Annotated in this window: 13 protein-coding genes and 1 riboswitch; of the genes, 8 read left to right on the plus strand and 5 right to left on the minus strand. The window is 49.9% G+C overall.

The annotated features are described in order from the left end of the window. Positions 1-27 precede the first annotated feature (27 nt). The 3 genes from ACFRAM_RS21710 to ACFRAM_RS21720 all read left to right on the plus strand — a co-directional run bounded on the left by ACFRAM_RS21710 (position 28) and on the right by ACFRAM_RS21720 (position 5206). Positions 28-1755 carry an extracellular solute-binding protein gene (locus tag ACFRAM_RS21710; protein WP_379467958.1) on the plus strand — a complete coding sequence of 576 codons (1728 nt, stop codon included), beginning with the start codon at positions 28-30 and terminating at the stop codon, positions 1753-1755. A 71-nt stretch (positions 1756-1826) separates the two neighbouring features. Then, a complete protein-coding gene (locus ACFRAM_RS21715) occupies positions 1827-3398 on the plus strand; it encodes a response regulator (protein WP_379467960.1) in 1572 nt (523 codons plus the stop codon). A 5-nt stretch (positions 3399-3403) separates the two neighbouring features. Beyond that, the gene (locus ACFRAM_RS21720) at positions 3404-5206 is read left to right on the plus strand and encodes a cache domain-containing sensor histidine kinase (RefSeq protein ID WP_379467962.1); all 1803 of its coding nucleotides are present in this window, start codon (positions 3404-3406) and stop codon (positions 5204-5206) included. Between the two features lie 80 nt (positions 5207-5286). Here ACFRAM_RS21720 and ACFRAM_RS21725 read toward each other — a convergent pair whose 3' ends face one another. From ACFRAM_RS21725 to ACFRAM_RS21740, 4 genes are all read right to left on the minus strand, one after another. After that, positions 5287-6966 (minus strand): CPBP family glutamic-type intramembrane protease, encoded by a 1680-nt coding sequence (locus tag ACFRAM_RS21725; RefSeq protein ID WP_379467965.1) that lies wholly within the window; start codon positions 6964-6966, stop codon positions 5287-5289. Positions 6967-7103: 137 nt separating this feature from the next. Further along, positions 7104-8651: a hypothetical protein gene (locus ACFRAM_RS21730; protein ID WP_379467968.1), complete on the minus strand. Its 1548-nt coding sequence runs from the start codon at positions 8649-8651 to the stop codon at positions 7104-7106. Then, entirely contained in the window at positions 8648-9379 is a 732-nt protein-coding gene (locus ACFRAM_RS21735; protein WP_379467970.1) for an ABC transporter ATP-binding protein, read from the minus strand. Before ACFRAM_RS21735 ends, ACFRAM_RS21730 begins: the two co-directional genes overlap by 4 nt. Beyond that, positions 9379-9762: a GntR family transcriptional regulator gene (locus tag ACFRAM_RS21740; RefSeq protein WP_379467973.1), complete on the minus strand. Its 384-nt coding sequence runs from the start codon at positions 9760-9762 to the stop codon at positions 9379-9381. Before ACFRAM_RS21740 ends, ACFRAM_RS21735 begins: the two co-directional genes overlap by 1 nt. Before the next feature lie 268 nt (positions 9763-10030). Next, a riboswitch (cyclic di-AMP (ydaO/yuaA leader) is annotated at positions 10031-10203 on the plus strand. 92 nt (positions 10204-10295) lie between these two features. Between ACFRAM_RS21740 and ACFRAM_RS21745 the strand changes: the two genes are divergently transcribed. Both ACFRAM_RS21745 and ACFRAM_RS21750 read left to right on the plus strand, forming a co-directional pair. Next, positions 10296-11654, plus strand: coding sequence for a TrkH family potassium uptake protein (locus ACFRAM_RS21745; RefSeq protein WP_379467976.1), 1359 nt, complete (start codon positions 10296-10298; stop codon positions 11652-11654). A 14-nt stretch (positions 11655-11668) separates the two neighbouring features. After that, the gene (locus tag ACFRAM_RS21750) at positions 11669-12334 is read left to right on the plus strand and encodes a potassium channel family protein (RefSeq protein ID WP_066376500.1); all 666 of its coding nucleotides are present in this window, start codon (positions 11669-11671) and stop codon (positions 12332-12334) included. A gap of 65 nt (positions 12335-12399) precedes the next feature. Here ACFRAM_RS21750 and ACFRAM_RS21755 read toward each other — a convergent pair whose 3' ends face one another. Next, complete coding sequence (locus ACFRAM_RS21755) at positions 12400-13302, minus strand: LysR family transcriptional regulator (RefSeq protein ID WP_175371363.1); 903 nt, start codon at positions 13300-13302, stop codon at positions 12400-12402. Between the two features lie 440 nt (positions 13303-13742). Between ACFRAM_RS21755 and ACFRAM_RS21760 the strand changes: the two genes are divergently transcribed. From ACFRAM_RS21760 to sdhB, 3 genes are all read left to right on the plus strand, one after another. Next, the gene (locus ACFRAM_RS21760) at positions 13743-14408 is read left to right on the plus strand and encodes a succinate dehydrogenase cytochrome b558 subunit (RefSeq protein WP_175371362.1); all 666 of its coding nucleotides are present in this window, start codon (positions 13743-13745) and stop codon (positions 14406-14408) included. A 111-nt stretch (positions 14409-14519) separates the two neighbouring features. After that, positions 14520-16265 (plus strand): succinate dehydrogenase flavoprotein subunit, encoded by a 1746-nt coding sequence (gene sdhA, locus ACFRAM_RS21765; protein WP_066376507.1) that lies wholly within the window; start codon positions 14520-14522, stop codon positions 16263-16265. Positions 16266-16445: 180 nt separating this feature from the next. Then, positions 16446-17210 (plus strand): succinate dehydrogenase iron-sulfur subunit, encoded by a 765-nt coding sequence (gene sdhB / locus ACFRAM_RS21770; RefSeq protein ID WP_066376509.1) that lies wholly within the window; start codon positions 16446-16448, stop codon positions 17208-17210. Positions 17211-17369 lie beyond the last annotated feature (159 nt).

A 17369-nucleotide genomic window follows, 5' to 3' on the forward strand; every position in this document is an offset into this window, starting at 1 on the left:
AACTGTAAATGTGAGAGGGGTTATGTAATGAACAAAAATAAGATAGGGCAAGTATTACTTGTTAGTGCTTTGGCTACAAGCATGCTCGCTGCTTGCTCCAGTAACAACAATAATGCTGCGCCTGAAGCAAGTCCCGCTGCAACCAACACAGAGAAAAGTGCAGAAAATACAGGAACCAACACAACTCCTAGCAACAGTCCAGCAGGTGAAGCTGGAGACGCAGCGGCAAAAGTGAAACCGGTTACGTTCACAAGCTTTGTCAATTATGACTGGTACACTGCACCAACATGGGCAGAAAGACCACATGGTCAATGGATTACAGAGCATCTCAAGGTGACACTTGATCCGGTACAATCTAACGGCGCTGCAGCTCAAAAGCTGAATGCTATGATCGTATCCAATCAATTGCCTGACAATATTATTTTGGACCGCGGTAAAGACGTGGAGCGTCTGCAAAAAGCAGGTAAGCTGGTTGCAATCGATCCTTACCTGGAGAAATATCCTGAGTTTGTGAAGAATGTAGGCGAGGAAACGCTGAACATGCTGCGCAGTGAAGATGGCAAGCTGTATCAGATTCCGAACTGGTACATCAGCGGTAAGAATGGTAATGGTAACGCAGCATATCTAGTAGAGAAGAAGACCTATAAAGCGCTTGGATCTCCTAAACTTGAAACATGGGATGACCTTGAGTCCTATCTGAAGCAAGTCAAAGAAAAATTCCCTAACATGGTGCCGATTGACTTTGGTGAAACTCGTGATGGCGCTGATTTGCAAATGATCGGTATGTTCTACAGTGGTTCCGCAGATGATCGTACACCTGGTTTTATCTCTCCGGGATCGGGCCAAATTTTCGGGGTGCCAAACGGTGCTGAGCTGACTTCGGTCTATCAGGATCAAGGCTTTAAGGATACTGCTTTGTATGCAAGCAGATTGTTCCGTGAAGGTCTGACTTCCCAGGATTTGCTGACCCAAACCCGTGATCAGGTGCTTGAGAAGCTGAAAACCGGTAAAATCGCTGTATTCGGCGCTTATGACGCAGTAGTTGAAGGTATCGGACGCGAAGCGAACAACCTGCTGACTGCTAAAGATCCTGAAGGTGGCTACGAGCCAATCTGGCCTGTACACAAAGAAGGCGTAGACAAGGATAAGGTCTATCCTTCCGGCTTCAACACATTGGGTTGGAACGTAAACGTAATTACTACCAATGCTAAAGATCCTGAAGCGATCTTCTCCTACATGAACTGGGCAACCAGTCCTGAAGGACAGCAAGTATTATTCTTCGGGCCTCCTGGACTATTTTATGATAAAGTAGAAGATGGAGTACCTATTCCAAATGATGCTTATATCCATCGCGATCCTAAGAAATACGATGAATTGAAGATTGGTGAATTTAACTGGTACGGAAATACTTCCTATGTTGATAAAGTAAAAGCAGAGCGCGAGAAGCTGCTGCCTTCCGAAGCACAGGATTGGACGACACTGGCTCAGGCCAACATCTCCTTCAAGACTTCCAAGAACATCACCGAGTTCTCGAATCTTGATCCAGCTCCTAACTCTGAAGAGGGTATCATCCTGCAACGCTTGAAAGACCAATACGCTCAGGTTCTGCCTAAGATCATTTTCGCGAAGAGCGACGAAGAAGTGCTTCGTTTGATCGAGGAAACTGACAAAGAAGCTGCTAAGATGGGCTATGATAAAGTCCTGAAATGGAAAACAAATGTATGGCAACAAAATCTCAGCAAAATTAAAGGCTAACGCCAGCTAAGGCGGGAACAAGAGGGACACAATCCGTGCCCTCTTTTCCTCATGAAGGGGGAGGGATTGTCATGTATAGGGCCGTGCTTGTGGACGATGAGAATTATGATCTAGAGGGGCTTCGCTGTCTTATTCCCTGGAATGACCTTGGGATCGAGGTAGTGTGTAGCGAGAACAAGGCGCTTGCTGCGCTTCAATTTATAGAAAATCATGATATTGATTTGCTGATCACCGACATTAAAATGCCGGTGATTTCTGGCATTGAGCTGTCACGCAAAGCACTGGAGAAGAATCCAGGCATCAAAACGGTTTTCATCAGTGGTTATCAGGATTTCCATTATGCCAAGCAGGCGCTTGATCTCAAGGCGCATGGCTATATTCTGAAGCCGGTTGATGATGAAGAGATCGTGGCGGTTCTGAAGACGGCGACAGCAGAACTGGACAGTGAACGCGTCAAACGAAGTGAAGATACCAGTGCCATGACCTCGTTTGAGTTCATCAAGAACGATGTGCTGAGACATTTGCTGGAGGGCACGATCGATCAGGAGACTCTTGGTGCTTTTCTGGCTCGGTATCCTATGGATTTAGTATTTACAAGCGCTTACGCGGTGCTGATTGAGGCCGACGATGTGTTGTCGCGGATCGGCGACAATCCAGAATCCGGAAATGCCGCTCTGGACGATCTCTATGGATATATTGCCAGCCGGCTGGAGGCTGCGGGCACTGGTAAAATATGCCGTTTGAACCGCTCGCAGATTGGGCTGATCTACACAACGGAGTCAGACCTGCTGGAACTGCAGTTGCAAAAGCTGGTACAAGAGGTGCGTGAGCAGACCTCGTTTACGATAACTGTAAGCTATGGAAGTCAAGCGAATTCCCTGGAAGAGCTTCCGGTGTCTTTTTCCCAAGCTAAGACCTTTATGAACGGGAAGATGTTCATCGGCAAGAACCGGGTCATCCACCCGGTGATGAATAAAGCAGGAATGACCAAGGATATTAAGGATTTGAGCGTTGTGCTGGAAGCCATGTTTGGAGCGATGGCTGGATACAGACTGATTGATATTTGCGACTGTATTGATGAGCTATTCGACGTGGCCGCTGATTTTGAGCATCCAGTCAAGGTATACCACTTCTCTATTCACATTGCGACCCGGCTTGAAGCTTATCTGGGAACATTGAATGAGACCTATGAGAGTCTGCTTGGATGGGGCATTCAGCAAATGGATGTCATTCATAATTTGGAAACTGTGGAGGACATCAAACGCTGGCTTCGCAATACGCTGTTCCAGATTTCGGAGATTCTGTTTATGAAGAAACAGCATAAGAACCGGCGTTTAATGGAGCACATTGAACAATATATCAAGGAGAAGCTGTCCGATAACTTGACGCTGCGCGAGGTGGCTAACCATTTTGCCTATTCTCCGAATCACCTGGGCGTGATGTTCAAGGAGCATATGGGAGAGAGCTTCAATGAATATCTGGTTCGTATCCGTATGGAAAAGGCGATTACCCTGCTGGATCAGCACCAGTACAAGATTTATGAGGTGGCCGAGATGGTGGGCTACAAGAATATTGCCTATTTCAGCAGACAATTCCGTGAATTCTTCAACATTACCGCAGCAGATTACAGAAAGCAGAGTTGATCTTCATGCAGAGACGCTTTCCTTCCACTTATATGCCTTTGGGCTACAAGCTGTTGATATCCTATTTGCTGCTGGTGCTGACTCCGGTCATAGGCATCGGCAGTTATGCGTACATCTCATCCGTAAATACGATTGCAGAGCATACTAGAAGCAGTCTCGAAGTTACGGTGAAGCAGGTAGGCAATAACGTCGATTATCGTCTGAAGGACCTGATTCGCAGCTCGGATGAGATTTACGCAGATCAGACGTTGTCACGTTATTTGACCGGCTATCATTCCGGGTGGGAAAAATACAATATTATGTCCCAGTACATTCTGCCCAAATTGGAGAATGCCGCAAGCTTACCCAATCAGGAAGTGAAGTTGTCTCTGTATGTGGACAACCCGAATGTTAGCGAGTATTACTACCTTAGCGAGTATTACTATAATGATAACAGTACCGTAAATACGGGACAGGGAGGGCGCAAGTATTCTCTCTTTCACAGCGAGCGGATTCAGAATGCACCGTGGTATCAATCACTGGATCTGCATTTTGGCTCGGCGGAGTGGAAGCAGGTGGATAAGGACAGAGAAACGGGTAGCATATCTTACCTGAGACCACTGATCAATTACGATACCCTGCAACTGAGCGGCCTGATTAAGATGACGGTGAATATGAAGTATATTTTCTCCGACGTAGATACTGGACATCTGGGCGAGGACAGCATCCTCTTTATTGTAGATGATAAGGATCATCTGCTGTTCTCCAGCTCGAAGAATCAGATGGACCCGGCGATGCTGTCTGGCGCTGCCAATGGGGATATCGTCAAACCTGAATCTTTCATGGAGATTAAGACGCCAATTGATAACATGTCGGCGAGCATAGTAGCCTGGGTCCCGTATTCTTCATTGAAAAAGAACTCTGAACAAGTGCGTAATGTGACGATATGGATCTGCGTATTGATTCTGGCGCTACTGTTCGTGATCAGCATTATTATGTCCCAGTATTTCTCACGGCGGTTCATGAAGCTGACTGCTTCTCTGAAGTCCTTCCAGGAAGGGAACTTCCACAAGCGGATGCCGATTCAGGGGAACGATGAATTTTCAGAGATTGGTAGTGCCTTCAATGATATGGCGTCGACGATTCAGCGGTTGATTGATGAAGTGTATATCAGTAATCTGGAGAAGAAGGAAACGGAGCTGCAGGTGCTTCATTCCCAGATGAATCCGCATTTTCTGTATAACACCTTCTCGTCCATCAGCCGGATGGCGAAGCTGGGGGAAATTGATAAGCTGCATGAGATCGTAAGGGCTTTGGCGAGATTCTACCGTCTTTCTCTGCATCGCGGAGATATGATTATTCCGATTGAGCAGGAGATTCAGATTGTGGAATCCTATCTGGAGATTCAGAAGATCAAGAATGCTGACCGCATCAACGTGACTTATGAGATTGCGCCGGAAGTGATGGAATACGAGACGGTGAAGTTTATTCTGCAGCCGTTTGTGGAAAATGCGCTCGAACATGCCTGGTACGATGATGAGATTTCGATTATCATCCGTGCGTATCCTGAGGGCGAGGATATCTGCTTCGAAGTTGAAGATAATGGACTTGGTATGAAAGAAGAAATCATTGAACTGGTGCTGGACCCGACAGACAAGGGAATTGGCTATGGCATCCGCAATGTGGATCAGCGCATCAAGCTGCAGTACGGCAAGGAATACGGTGTAATTATCAATAGCTCACTAGGTGAGGGAACGGTCATCCGAATTCGTTTTCCTTCCCGTCTGCCAGGCAAGGATACGAAGGGCGAACAAGGCTTGACGATGTAATCCAAGCGATGACATCCATCTGTACATGTAAAAGGGATGCTCCAAAGGCCGGTGAACGGCCTTTGGAGCATCCCTTTCTTTTATATCACTGGATTGACGACTTCAGGATCTCCCGGAGTCTTGGATCGGTTAAACAGGTAGACGATATAAGCGACCAGGAATGGCATCACAATGGCAAAGATGCCTGCCCACACATTAACACTTTCCTTCATGAAGATCAGCGTCACACCCATCAGAATGCTGTCAAACACGACATGGCTGAACATGACGGCAATGAAGCCATAGCGCAGGAAAATGTAGCTGAACAGCAGTCCGATCACAGTCAGCTCAATCGGGCGCGAAGAGATCGGATAGATCGGGTACAGCGTATGCCCGAAAGCCCAGATGAGGGTTGTAATCAGGCTGGCAATTAATGTGCTGCGCACGATTTTCTTCAACATACGAATACCGAACAGGCGGTAGATAGCTTCCTCAGACAGGCCTGCGAGCCAGGCTATGACCGGCAGCAGCCAAGCGTACCTCATATTATAAGGCGACTGGCTGGCATCGGTTGTGGACCAATTGTGCAGGGTCAATGACAGGAGGATGAACATCAGCGTTTGAACCCCAAGCAGGACAAAGGCCCAGACGTACCCGGCACGAATGCTGTCCAGTACATATTGGCCGTATCCCGGCTCTTTGGCACGGGGCCATGGATTCATCCCCTCTTCTTTACGCCAGAGGCCGTCTCCGCCGACCAGTGAGAAGTAGAGCAGGGAAGACATAAGCAGGCTGTAAAGCGCATAAATCACGAACATCACAATGGCCGTAACCCGTGCCTCCACATTATCGCCGGAGGTCTCCGGCAGCATGTTGTACGTAGTGGCCATCATAATCAGGAAATGAACCGTGCTGAGGAAGAGGCCGCGCTTAAAAGAAGTATGGCTCCGCTTCAGAATGCTGTAGATCAAGGCCAGCACGCCCAGAGCGATGGTCGGCAGGCCATAGCCGTACAGGGTCATTTTCGTAGCCAATGACTTCTGGCTGTCTACGTACGAAGTATGCCAGCCTGGCGCTGTAAATCCGGGCTTGAAGGAGGAAACATCTCCTCCATCAAAAGTAAATTGATACTGCAGGCGTGATTCTCCTACAGTGACCGAGCTGTCTGTGTACGTCAGCCCGGAACTGCCGCTGCTACCCGGCTCAATTTGCAGCTTGGCAGGATTAACGCCCCATTCCTTCAGCCAGGGACGGGCCAGCTGCTCCTTCTGTGCTAAGGACAGTGGCGTTTCTTCCTCGCTCGCGGCAATGGAATGAGCACCGCTGCGCGAATTGCCGCCCGGAACGGCTGCCCCGCGGGCAAAGCTGACCGCCTGCCCGGTATACATATTAAGATTCACGGTCAGAAGAGTACCATTCTGGCCTGCAGGTGTGAAGGCCGCATGATAAACATCGTAGGGATAACGCTGGTCCAGTTTCTTTTTACTATAGTCCTCCAGCAGTTTCTCCCGCGACATATAGCCGAAGAAGGAAGATTCGGACTGGTAGGTGATGTTCCATTCTCCGTCCGAGACGGCATAGCCCAGTTTCTCTGCCGCGAACGCTGCGGCGTTACTCCGTGCCACGTCTTTACTGATTACCGCGGTGTTTCCTTCAGGTACACCTCCGAGTAAGGAAGGGAACACTTGGAACATAATGAACAGGGCAATGCCGATGATGCCCGAAATAATAAGCCCTTTGGAGAGAGGACGCTGCTTAAGGGGCTGGCCGACGGGATTCATATAACGCCTCCTTTTGGGTGAACTCATATATTATGGCACTACTTGCAATACGGTACAAATGAGAGCAAACCAGTTATTTTGCTTGTCTACAATCTTCTAACAAGTATTCTTACGCAGAGGGGCCTGTTTTTATGACTCTAATGTTTCTTTCGGATGACCGTTTCATTGCTTTGAGCGATAACGAGGTGTAGATATCTGGCCCCGAGAGGGAGGCAGGCCGCGGCAAGCGGCAATCCGATCAAGGTTACCCATCCAAGCAGCAGCCAATTCGGCGTCTGTCCGATTTGTATATTTTCCGGGAGAAAGGTATTATTCACAATCGTTTGTTGAAGCGCAATGATCATATACAGCGGGAAGATTAGTCCGATCAGTATCTTTGATTTCATCAGATAATAGCTGATTTGCAGCAGGCAGAGGGATAGGATGAGCATCAGTGCTGATGTTAAGAAGATGTATGCAAACCAATGCAGATAATCAGTAACGGATGCGAAATTGGTTCTTCCTCCTGCGAGAGCTGCCCCGATTCCAGCCAGAGTGGCTATGCTCAGCATCAGATGTAGGCGAAGGACGGTGACCCCTGTTGCGACGATACTAGATGTTATAAGCAGCAGTCTAGGATGGGGAAAAGAGAGGCGCCAATTCAGCTGCTTGTGCTCCACCCCGCTCTTGCACATGATCCATATGGAAGCTACCAGCACAGGCAAGATAAATTGCATCTTGGTCAGAGTCAGTACAAACTGATCGTCTTCGGGGAACAGGTAGAACAAGATAAACGCCCCAGCAAGTACGACTCCCTTGATCACCTTAATGGGTAGTAATCCTTCGAAATACTGCAGACGGCTGAGCTCCAGTTGATACAGTGCCTGGAATCCGGAAGAACGCCGGTACGACTTTATAGTGTTCTGCTCTTTAACAATCGGAAGCTGTACGGCCAGGAAATTATATCGGATCTCACTCATTCTTTCGAGACCAGCCTTGGCAATCCAATGGATCAGCATGTAGCCCAGAGGCCAGCCAATCAGTAGAATTCCTACCGTATACAGCAGAATATAGGTCGGATTTAGGTATTGTATTTGCTCACCGTTCAAAGCAGTGGAGTTCAAGTAGGTGGCCAAAGCCATCAATGGCGACAGCCATAATAATGAAAAGGGAACGAACAGCAGCATTTTCCAGCCCATAAGAATGGTTCCTGCCAGCAATCCGCATACGATGGCGAGCGGAAAGATCGAAACCATAAAGAGTGCATGAGCGACTACTGTCAGGATGAGCTCTTTGAACAGAAGGTGCTCATAGTGTCCTGTCAGGTTGAAGAGTACATACAGTCCGATATTAGCAGCTATAACGATGGAAGCAAGATACAATCCATGCTTAAACAGGCTGATCGCCTTGGCATACAGCAGTAGCTTGCGGGGGTGCGGGAAATTCAGAATCCACTCCCGGCTACTATGGACTGTAAACAACAGCATATCGACTGAAGCAAGATACATAATGATCCCTACCATAAGAAAGGTGCCTGCTGTAAAAGGAGCTTGCAGGGAAGGCTGTCTGCCATGAAAGAGATACCATCCGATACCCAAGAGCAGAGCGAATAGGGATACAGTAATCCCTAAAAAAGATTTTTGGCCCCACTTAAACGGATTATAGCGGCTGTACTCCAGATCTGTTAACGCTCTAAGCGCTGTCATGCGAACACTTCCCTGTAACGGGATTCAACGGAATGACCGGACTGACGGAGCCGTTCCACATCCTCAATACCTTGTATCCGTCCGTTACCGATTAGAATTAGGCGGTCAAACAGTAGCTCCATTTCCCGGATATCATGTGTAGCAATCAAAAAGGTACGCTCACCATCAGCCATCTCGCCCACAACTGTGGATGCAATTTCCTCTCTGGAAATGAGGTCCACGCCAGTGAAGGGCTCATCGAGTATGACTAACGGAGCTTTGCGGGACAGGCAGGTCAGCAGTTGCAGTCTGGCTTCTTCCCCGCGGGATAAGGTTGAGATACGGGATTCCCTCTTAACGGAAAGCTGACCCATTAGTTGTTCTGCCTTCACATTGTCCCAATCGGGATATATGCCTTCAGCAAAGTGAAGCCAGCGCCCTACAGTCAGCCATCCAGGCAGGCTGCTGCGGTCCGGCAACAGGGATAACTGTCCTAGGCGGTCTACGCCGGCAGGTTCGCCGAAAATCTTCACAGAGCCGGAGTCTGGTGTAGCCAGTCCGGTGATCAGGCGTAATAGGGTAGACTTGCCCGCACCGTTAGGACCGAGCAGTCCAGTGATACTGCCTTGGGGAATATGGAAGCTAACGTCGTCCAAAATTGTTTTTTTCCTCGTGCGGAGCGTCAGGTTCTGACATTGCACGGCTGCCTTGAGTTCTGGCAGTGATGAAATATCTTTATTCGTACGCATCAAGATTCCTCCTTATCAAATTGCAGCATCTGCTCTGCTGACAGCCCCAGGCTGGCACCCGCAGCTTTAAATTGCCGCACGGCCTCCAGGATCATTTCCTTGCGAGCCTCCCCGATGACATCCTGTTCCCTCGTAACAAAGGTACCCTGTCCACGATAGGTGACAATCAGGCCCATTCGCTCCAGCTCCTGATAAGTTCTTGCAGCTGTAGTCGGATTCACGCCTCGGTCGGCTGCCAAATCCCTCACGGATGGCAGACGCGAGCCAAGCGGGATGAGACCGGTAACAATCCGGCCCCGGATGGCTTCGACGAATTGTTCATAGATGGGACGCGAGGGATTGATCTGAAATTGCTGCGGCAGCAGCTCCAAAGATTCTTCCATGACTTCCCCCTAGTAGGAATAATGTGTATGGGTATAGGTCATACACTTGTTGTGTGTAGTGTATCATTCCTCACCATACAATTTCAAGGTTAAAAGTTCTAGATATTCATGAAACCGTGAAAAACGATGCAATTACAGGAAAGTCACGGAAAAGGAATGAGAACAGGGTCTCCTGTGTTCCCGGTCACTCTTTAAGACATTATTTTATCCAAATATACTTAATAGTGTCTTTGTGATGTCAGGACAGAACGTATATAATTTGAATGCAATTAGATATAAGCCGAATTTCAATTGAAAACGGGGGAACCATATGAAGTGAAGGGTGCATACAGCGTAAGTTTGCGCCGATCTTCAGGGGTGAATTTCGTTCCGGGAACGAATAGGGCACTGCAGCTGCCCGAATCCGTCAGCTAACCTCGTAGGCTTCAGAACACTGCAGGAACCAAGGGGAGAGGCATTGGTGTTCCAGTGCTTTTTTTGTTTGGCATTCTAATGATATACAACGTCAATTTATTATAGTGAGAGGTGAGGATTTGGCTTCGCCATTCCCCAGGTTGAACCGTTTTACAATATTGAAGCTTTCCCCGCCTCAGACGCTGGTACTCGGTTTTGCGGCGATCATTTTGATTGGTACGCTGCTGCTGATGCTTCCGGTTGCCAGTCGGACGGGACATTCATTGAACTTTATAGATGCGCTATTTACAGCAACTTCTGCTACCTGTGTTACGGGGCTGGTAGTTGTGGACACCGGCACGTATTTTTCCCTTTTTGGGCAGACCGTCATTATGATCCTGATTCAGGTTGGCGGCCTGGGCTTCATGACGATGGCAACACTCTTTGCTCTGGTGTTAAAGCGGAAAATATCGCTGCGCGACCGACTTATTCTGCAGGAGGCCATGAACCAGAACTCGATGGAAGGCATTGTACGGCTCATCCGTCGGGTGCTGATCTATTCACTCATGATCGAGGGGAGTGCGGCACTGCTGCTGTCGATACGCTGGGCGTTTGATATGCCGCTCGGCAAGGCGATTTACTTTGGACTGTTCCATTCCATTTCCATGTTCAACAATGCAGGTTTTGACCTGTTCGGCCATTACCGCAGCCTGATGGGATATGTCAATGATCCTGTAGTGAATCTGATTGTCATGTTCCTGATTGTCACCGGTGGGCTTGGGTTTATCGTAATTGCCGATATCGTCGATTACCGGCGCAAGCGCAGGTTGTCGCTGCACAGCAAGGTGGTATTATCCACAACCGCAGCGCTGATTCTGGCGGGCACGCTCGTGATTTTTGTATTTGAATTTACGAATCCGCGGAGCATGGGCTCCCTGAACATTGGCGGCAAAATACTGGCTGCATTCTTCCAGTCCGTTACACCGCGTACGGCCGGGGCCAATACACTGGATATTTCCGGGCTACGCCAGGCTACGCAATTTTTTATCGTGATTCTAATGTTTATCGGTGCTTCTCCCGGTTCTACCGGGGGCGGGATCAAAACAACGACCTTTACGCTCATGATCGGCGCTGTAATCTCCATGCTGCGTGGGCGTGAGGATATAGTATTCTTCCGTTACCGGCTGGCACAGGAGCGGGTGTTCAAAGCACTGACCATCACCTTGCTCGCTCTGCTATTGATTGTCACTGTATCTATGGTGCTCTCGACGACGGAGGGACGCGACTTTTTGGAGATTTTGTTCGAGACGACTTCGGCTTTCGCGACCGTGGGGCTGAGCATGGGGTTGACGCCGGAGCTGTCGTTAGTCGGCAAAATCCTCATCTGTCTCACTATGTTCGCTGGCAGGCTGGGACTATTGACGCTGGCCTATGCACTTGGCCCAAAACAGGGCAAACCATTGTATCAGTATCCGGAAGGCAAAATGATTATTGGATAAGGAGTTATCGGGAGATGAAACCACAGCAATTTGTAGTAATTGGGCTGGGACGGTTCGGTTCAAGCTTGGCGCTTGAGCTGATGGATATGGGCTATGAGGTGCTCGGAGTGGACCATCTGGAAGAACGGGTGGAGGAGATGAGCGACAAGCTCACCCATGCGGTGATGGCGGATGCCACAGACGAGGGCATTTTGCGTTCGCTCGGTGTCCGAAATTTTGACTGTGGTATTGTAGCCATTGGCGATAATATGGAGCGTAGTATTCTGACAGCCATTCTGCTGAAGGAGCTTGGTGTCAAGCAGGTGGTGGCCAAGGCTATATCTATTCTTCATGGACGCGCCTTGACCAAGCTGGGTGTGGACCGGGTGATTTTCCCCGAGCGGGATATGGGGGTTCGGGTGGCTCACCAGTTAGTCACTCCCAATCTGCTGGATTATATCGAAATATCCAAGGATTATAAAATTGTCGAGATGAATGTTCCATCCTGTATGGATGGCAAGAGTCTGTCCCAGCTGAATACCCGGGCCAAATACGGGTGCAGCATCATTGCCATCAATAGGGAGAGTGGAATTATCGTCGCTCCGACTGCGCTGGATTCCTTGTACGAAGGTGATATTATGGTCGTCATCGGCTCCAATGAGGGTATTGACCAATTTGAGGAAGAAGCCGTTAACCTGTAATTGTTTATGCCAAAAACCCGTCTGCGGCTTGTCCGCAGGCGGGTTTTTTAGAGCAAAGCCTCTTCTCAATCGGTCAGCTTCGGCAGAAATACTTCTTCTGTCACCTGCACCAGTGAGCGGGCAGCACCGCTTAGCCCGCCGCCGTCCCGGTAGATCAGACAGGTAGTCCGCTGGGTCTGCTCCAGCTCCTTGATATGCAGCGAGACGAGCCCGCTGCCATTCAGCAGCTCGGGACGCAGATAGGATTTGGGCAGGAGTGCCGCGGTCTTCGCCGTCGGCAGCAGCCGGACGATCGCCTCGAAGGAATCGATCTCCATGCGCACATCGGGATCAATACCGCAGCGCTGGAACAAATCGTCGGTCAGGCGGCGGTACCAGGTTCCCTTGGAGAACAGGATCATCGGCAGGCGTGAGAGATGGTCCATGCTCAGCTTGGGCAGCAGCGTGAGCGGATGCTGACTGGAGACCACCAGGCGGAGCTGATCCTCGAAGAGCGGAATACAGCGCAGCCCGGGCTCCTGAATGGAGGAAGCAATAATTCCTACATCACACTTGCCCTCGCTGACCGAGGAGACAATCTCATGCGTCTTTCCGGTAATCAGTTTCAGTTCGGCAGCGGGATACTTCTCCATATAGGTGTTGACCAGCGGCGGCAATGTAGTCTGCAGCGTGGTCAGGCTGGCCCCCAGCGTAACAAGCTGGGGTTCGCCTTCTTTGAACTTTGAGAGCGCCTCCAGAAACTTGGAACGCTGTTGTCGCTGCTCTAGCGCATAGGTGTAAGCGAGGCGGCCAACTTCGGTGAGTTCTAAGCGCTTGCCGTACCGGTTGAACAATGGAACGCCCAGCCTCTCCTCCAGCTTGGAGATTTTGCGGGAAAGGGCGGGTTGTGACAGGTTAAGCTGGCGTGAAGCCCGGTTCAGGCTGGAATGCTCCACCACTGCCGCGAATATATCCAGATCGTCAAACATAGTGTCTTCCTCCCGTAATAATACAAGGTATGACTCTGTCAGGATTGTGCCTTATTCTGCCGGTATAAGAAGTGATAAAAAGCATAGAACGATTGAGGGTTGAATCACAGATAAGTAGTGCTTTCAGGAATGAAAAGGAAAAAAAAGCGCTGTAAATGATAATCATTATCACATAAAAAACATTCTTATGCATTAATTGTATAACGATTAATAATTATATTGCAATTCCCTTATAAGACAAAAAAGAGTAACATGAAAAGTGACACAAGATATTCACACTTTGTGAATAAATAATCAAAGTCCGGGAACACAAGGGATAGCGGGTTGCAAATCGGGAGATACCCTTTTTTATGTCATCATGCGCTGTTTCAAGAAGTAGTCCCGGCGATAAATGCTCATTAATGAAAACGCTGTTTTAATCGGAAAGGGGACACACCAGTATGAGAGGATTTTATTCCAGAAAGATTCATTCCTTGCTCGGCGTTATCCCGCTCGGGGGCTTTTTTCTTGAGCACATGCTGACGAATTTCTCGGCAGTTGAGGGTGGCGCTTCCGGTTTCACAGACAGTGTGCTGTGGCTGAACAGCCTGCCGCTCGTCTTCTTCCTGGAATTGTTCGGTATATGGCTTCCCTTGCTGTACCACGGGGTATACGGTCTGTACATCGCCTACCAGTCGAAGCCAAACCTGAACCGTTTTAAGCTGGAACGCAACTGGCGCTATACGCTGCAGCGGGTCACAGGGGTTATCACGTTTATCTTTATCGTCTGGCATGTGTTCGAGACTCGTTTCCAAGTAACGCTTGGCAATGTGAAGCATGAGGAGCTTGGCGGATTGATGCACAATATTGTGACACAGCCGCTGCTGCTTACATTCTACATCATCGCGATCGTGGCGGCGTCCTTCCACTTTGCCAACGGTCTGTGGTCGTTCCTGATCAGCTGGGGTATTACCGTCGGGCCGCGTTCGCAGCGCGTATCTTCCGTGATCTGCCTGGGGCTGTTCGTAATCGTAACAGTTATGTTCCTGGTATCGCTGGTTACTTTCCGTGACAGTGAGTTCCAGACAACTGCTACTGCCCTGCAATCATTGAAAACCTTTATCTAAATTAAAAGTAGATTTTTCATATTTTCGGTAAGCGTGTGCTTTTGAAGCGGGTTTTGTACGAAGCTGATCGATGCGGCATATGCTGACAAAACTGTTAGGAGTGAACTTATCATGGCAACAGCAGACATCATTATCGTGGGCGGTGGTCTGGCCGGCTTGATGGCGACCATCAAGGCAGCCGAGTCCGGTGCGCATGTTCATCTATTCTCGCTTGTCCCTGTCAAAAGATCACACTCTGTCTGCGCCCAAGGCGGCATCAATGGTGCCGTGAACACCAAGGGCGAGGGCGACTCGCCCTGGGAGCATTTTGACGACACGGTCTACGGTGGAGACTTCTTAGCGAATCAGCCGCCAGTCAAGGCGATGTGTGAAGCGGCGCCCGGCATTATCCACTTGATGGACCGGATGGGCGTTATGTTCAACCGTACGCCGGAAGGTTTGCTCGATTTCCGCCGGTTTGGCGGCACGAAGCGCCACCGGACGGCTTTTGCGGGAGCGACGACAGGTCAGCAGCTGCTGTACGCACTTGACGAGCAGGTTCGCCGCTGGGAGGCGGAGGGTCTGGTCACCAAGAGCGAGAACTGGGAATTCCTTTCGGCCATTATTGATAACGACGGCGTCTGCCGCGGAATCAGCGCCCAGAATCTGAAGACGATGGAAATCGAGACTTTCCCGGCCGATGCCGTAATTCTGGCCAGCGGCGGTCCCGGCATTATTTTCGGCAAAACGACCAACTCTGTCATTAACACAGGTACTGCGGCCAGCGCCGTCTATCAACAGGGTGTGCATTACGCGAACGGAGAGTTCATTCAGATTCACCCTACAGCCATTCCGGGCGACGACAAGCTGCGGCTGATGTCGGAATCGGCGCGCGGGGAGGGCGGACGGATCTGGACTTACAAGGACGGCAAGCCATGGTATTTCCTCGAGGAAAAATATCCGGCGTACGGTAACCTGGTGCCGCGTGACATCGCGACCCGTGAAATTTTCAATGTCTGTGTGGATCAAGGCCTCGGCATTAACGGAGAGAACATGGTCTATCTCGATCTTTCCCACAAAGATCCGAAGGAGCTGGACGTTAAGTTGGGCGGGATTATCGAAATCTATGAGAAGTTCATGGGCGATGATCCACGCAAGATTCCAATGAAAATCTTCCCGGCGGTCCACTATTCCATGGGCGGCATGTGGGTCGACTACAACCAGATGACGAACATTCCGGGCCTCTTCGCGGCTGGGGAATGTGAGTACCAGTACCATGGAGCGAACCGCCTCGGCGCGAACTCATTGGTATCCGCCATTTACGGCGGCATGGTCGCCGGGCCGAAGGCGGTTGAATATATTAAAGGCTTGAAGAAATCGGTGCAGGATATCTCCTCCACCGTGTTCGATGGCTTCCACAAGAAGCAGGTCGATAAATATGAATCCCTCCTGGGGATGTCGGGCAACGAGAATGCCTATGTCATTCACAAGGAACTGGGCGAATGGATGACCGCCAACATGACGGTGGTGCGCCACAACACCAAGCTGGAAGCGACAATCGGCAAAATTAAGGAGCTTAAGCAGCGGTATCAAAACATCAACATGAACGATACGTCACGCTGGAACAACCAAGGCGTCGCGTTCACCCGCCAGCTGTGGAACATGCTGGAGTTGTCCGAGGCGATGACGTTGGGCGCATTGCTCCGCAACGAGAGCCGCGGGGCACACTACAAGCCAGAGTTCCCTGACCGCAACGACGAGGAGTTCCTGAAGACAACCAAAGCGGAGTGGACTGCGGAAGGCCCGCAGATTTCTTACGAAGCCGTGGATGTCTCACTAATCCCGCCGCGGATTCGCGACTACTCGAAGGACAAGTAAGCGCCGGCAAAGCCACTGCTTCAGAAAATTGACACTCATGCATGGGGCTGACGGACGAATAGGTACAATTGTAAGATCAGCTGGCTCATGGACAGGACAGTTAACAAACAGTCCTATTGGTAGATCGTTAGTGAGATTTAAGAAGCGTATACTTCACAACACTTTTAGGAGGTAACGATGATGGCGGAAACAGCCCAAGCTCCCAAAAACGTAAAGTTTGTTATCACCCGCCAGGATGATCCGCAAAGCTCGTCGTATACAGAGGAATTTGATCTTCCTTACCGTCCGGGGATGAACGTGATCAGCGCCCTGATGGAAATTCAGCGTAATCCGGTCAATGCCAAGGGCGACAATACGGTTCCGGTATGTTGGGACTCCAACTGTTTGGAGGAAGTGTGTGGTGCCTGCTCTATGGTCATCAACGGCAAGCCCCGCCAAGCCTGTGCGGCCCTGATCGATAATCTGGAACAGCCTGTCCGGATCGAACCGATGAAGACATTCCCTGTGGTGCGTGACCTTGTCATTGACCGCAGTCGGATGTTTAACGCGCTTAAACGGGTAAAAGCCTGGATTCCTATTGACGGTACCTATGATTTGGGTCCGGGGCCGCGTATGCCTGAAAAGAAACGGCAATGGGCGTACGAGTTGTCCAAATGCATGACCTGTGGCGTCTGCCTGGAGGCCTGCCCGAATGTCAATGCCAAGACCGATTTTATCGGTCCGGCAGCCATCTCTCAGGTCCGGTTGTTTAATGCCCATCCAACGGGCGAGATGAATGCTGAAGAGCGCCTCGAAGCACTGATGGACGATGGCGGGATTGACGGGTGCGGTAACTCGCAGAACTGTGTGGCGGCTTGTCCGAAGGGCATTCCACTGACAACTTCGATTGCCGAGATTAACAAGCAGACTACAAAACATATGTTCAAACGCTGGCTGGGTGTGTAACAGGCACTCTGCTAAGCAGTACAGACAGCCATTCCCAGCCATCTGCTGCGGGGTGGCTGTCTGTTTTTTTTAGCAGACGGGTTTGAGCCTGCACTTTTTAGCGTAAATATCCATAAAGTCTATTATAAAAGCGCTTTCCTGCTGGATTTATGTCATCAT

It is taken from the genome of Paenibacillus sp. NPDC056722, from assembly GCF_042790635.1.
Classification (GTDB): domain Bacteria; phylum Bacillota; class Bacilli; order Paenibacillales; family Paenibacillaceae; genus Paenibacillus_AQ; species Paenibacillus_AQ agri.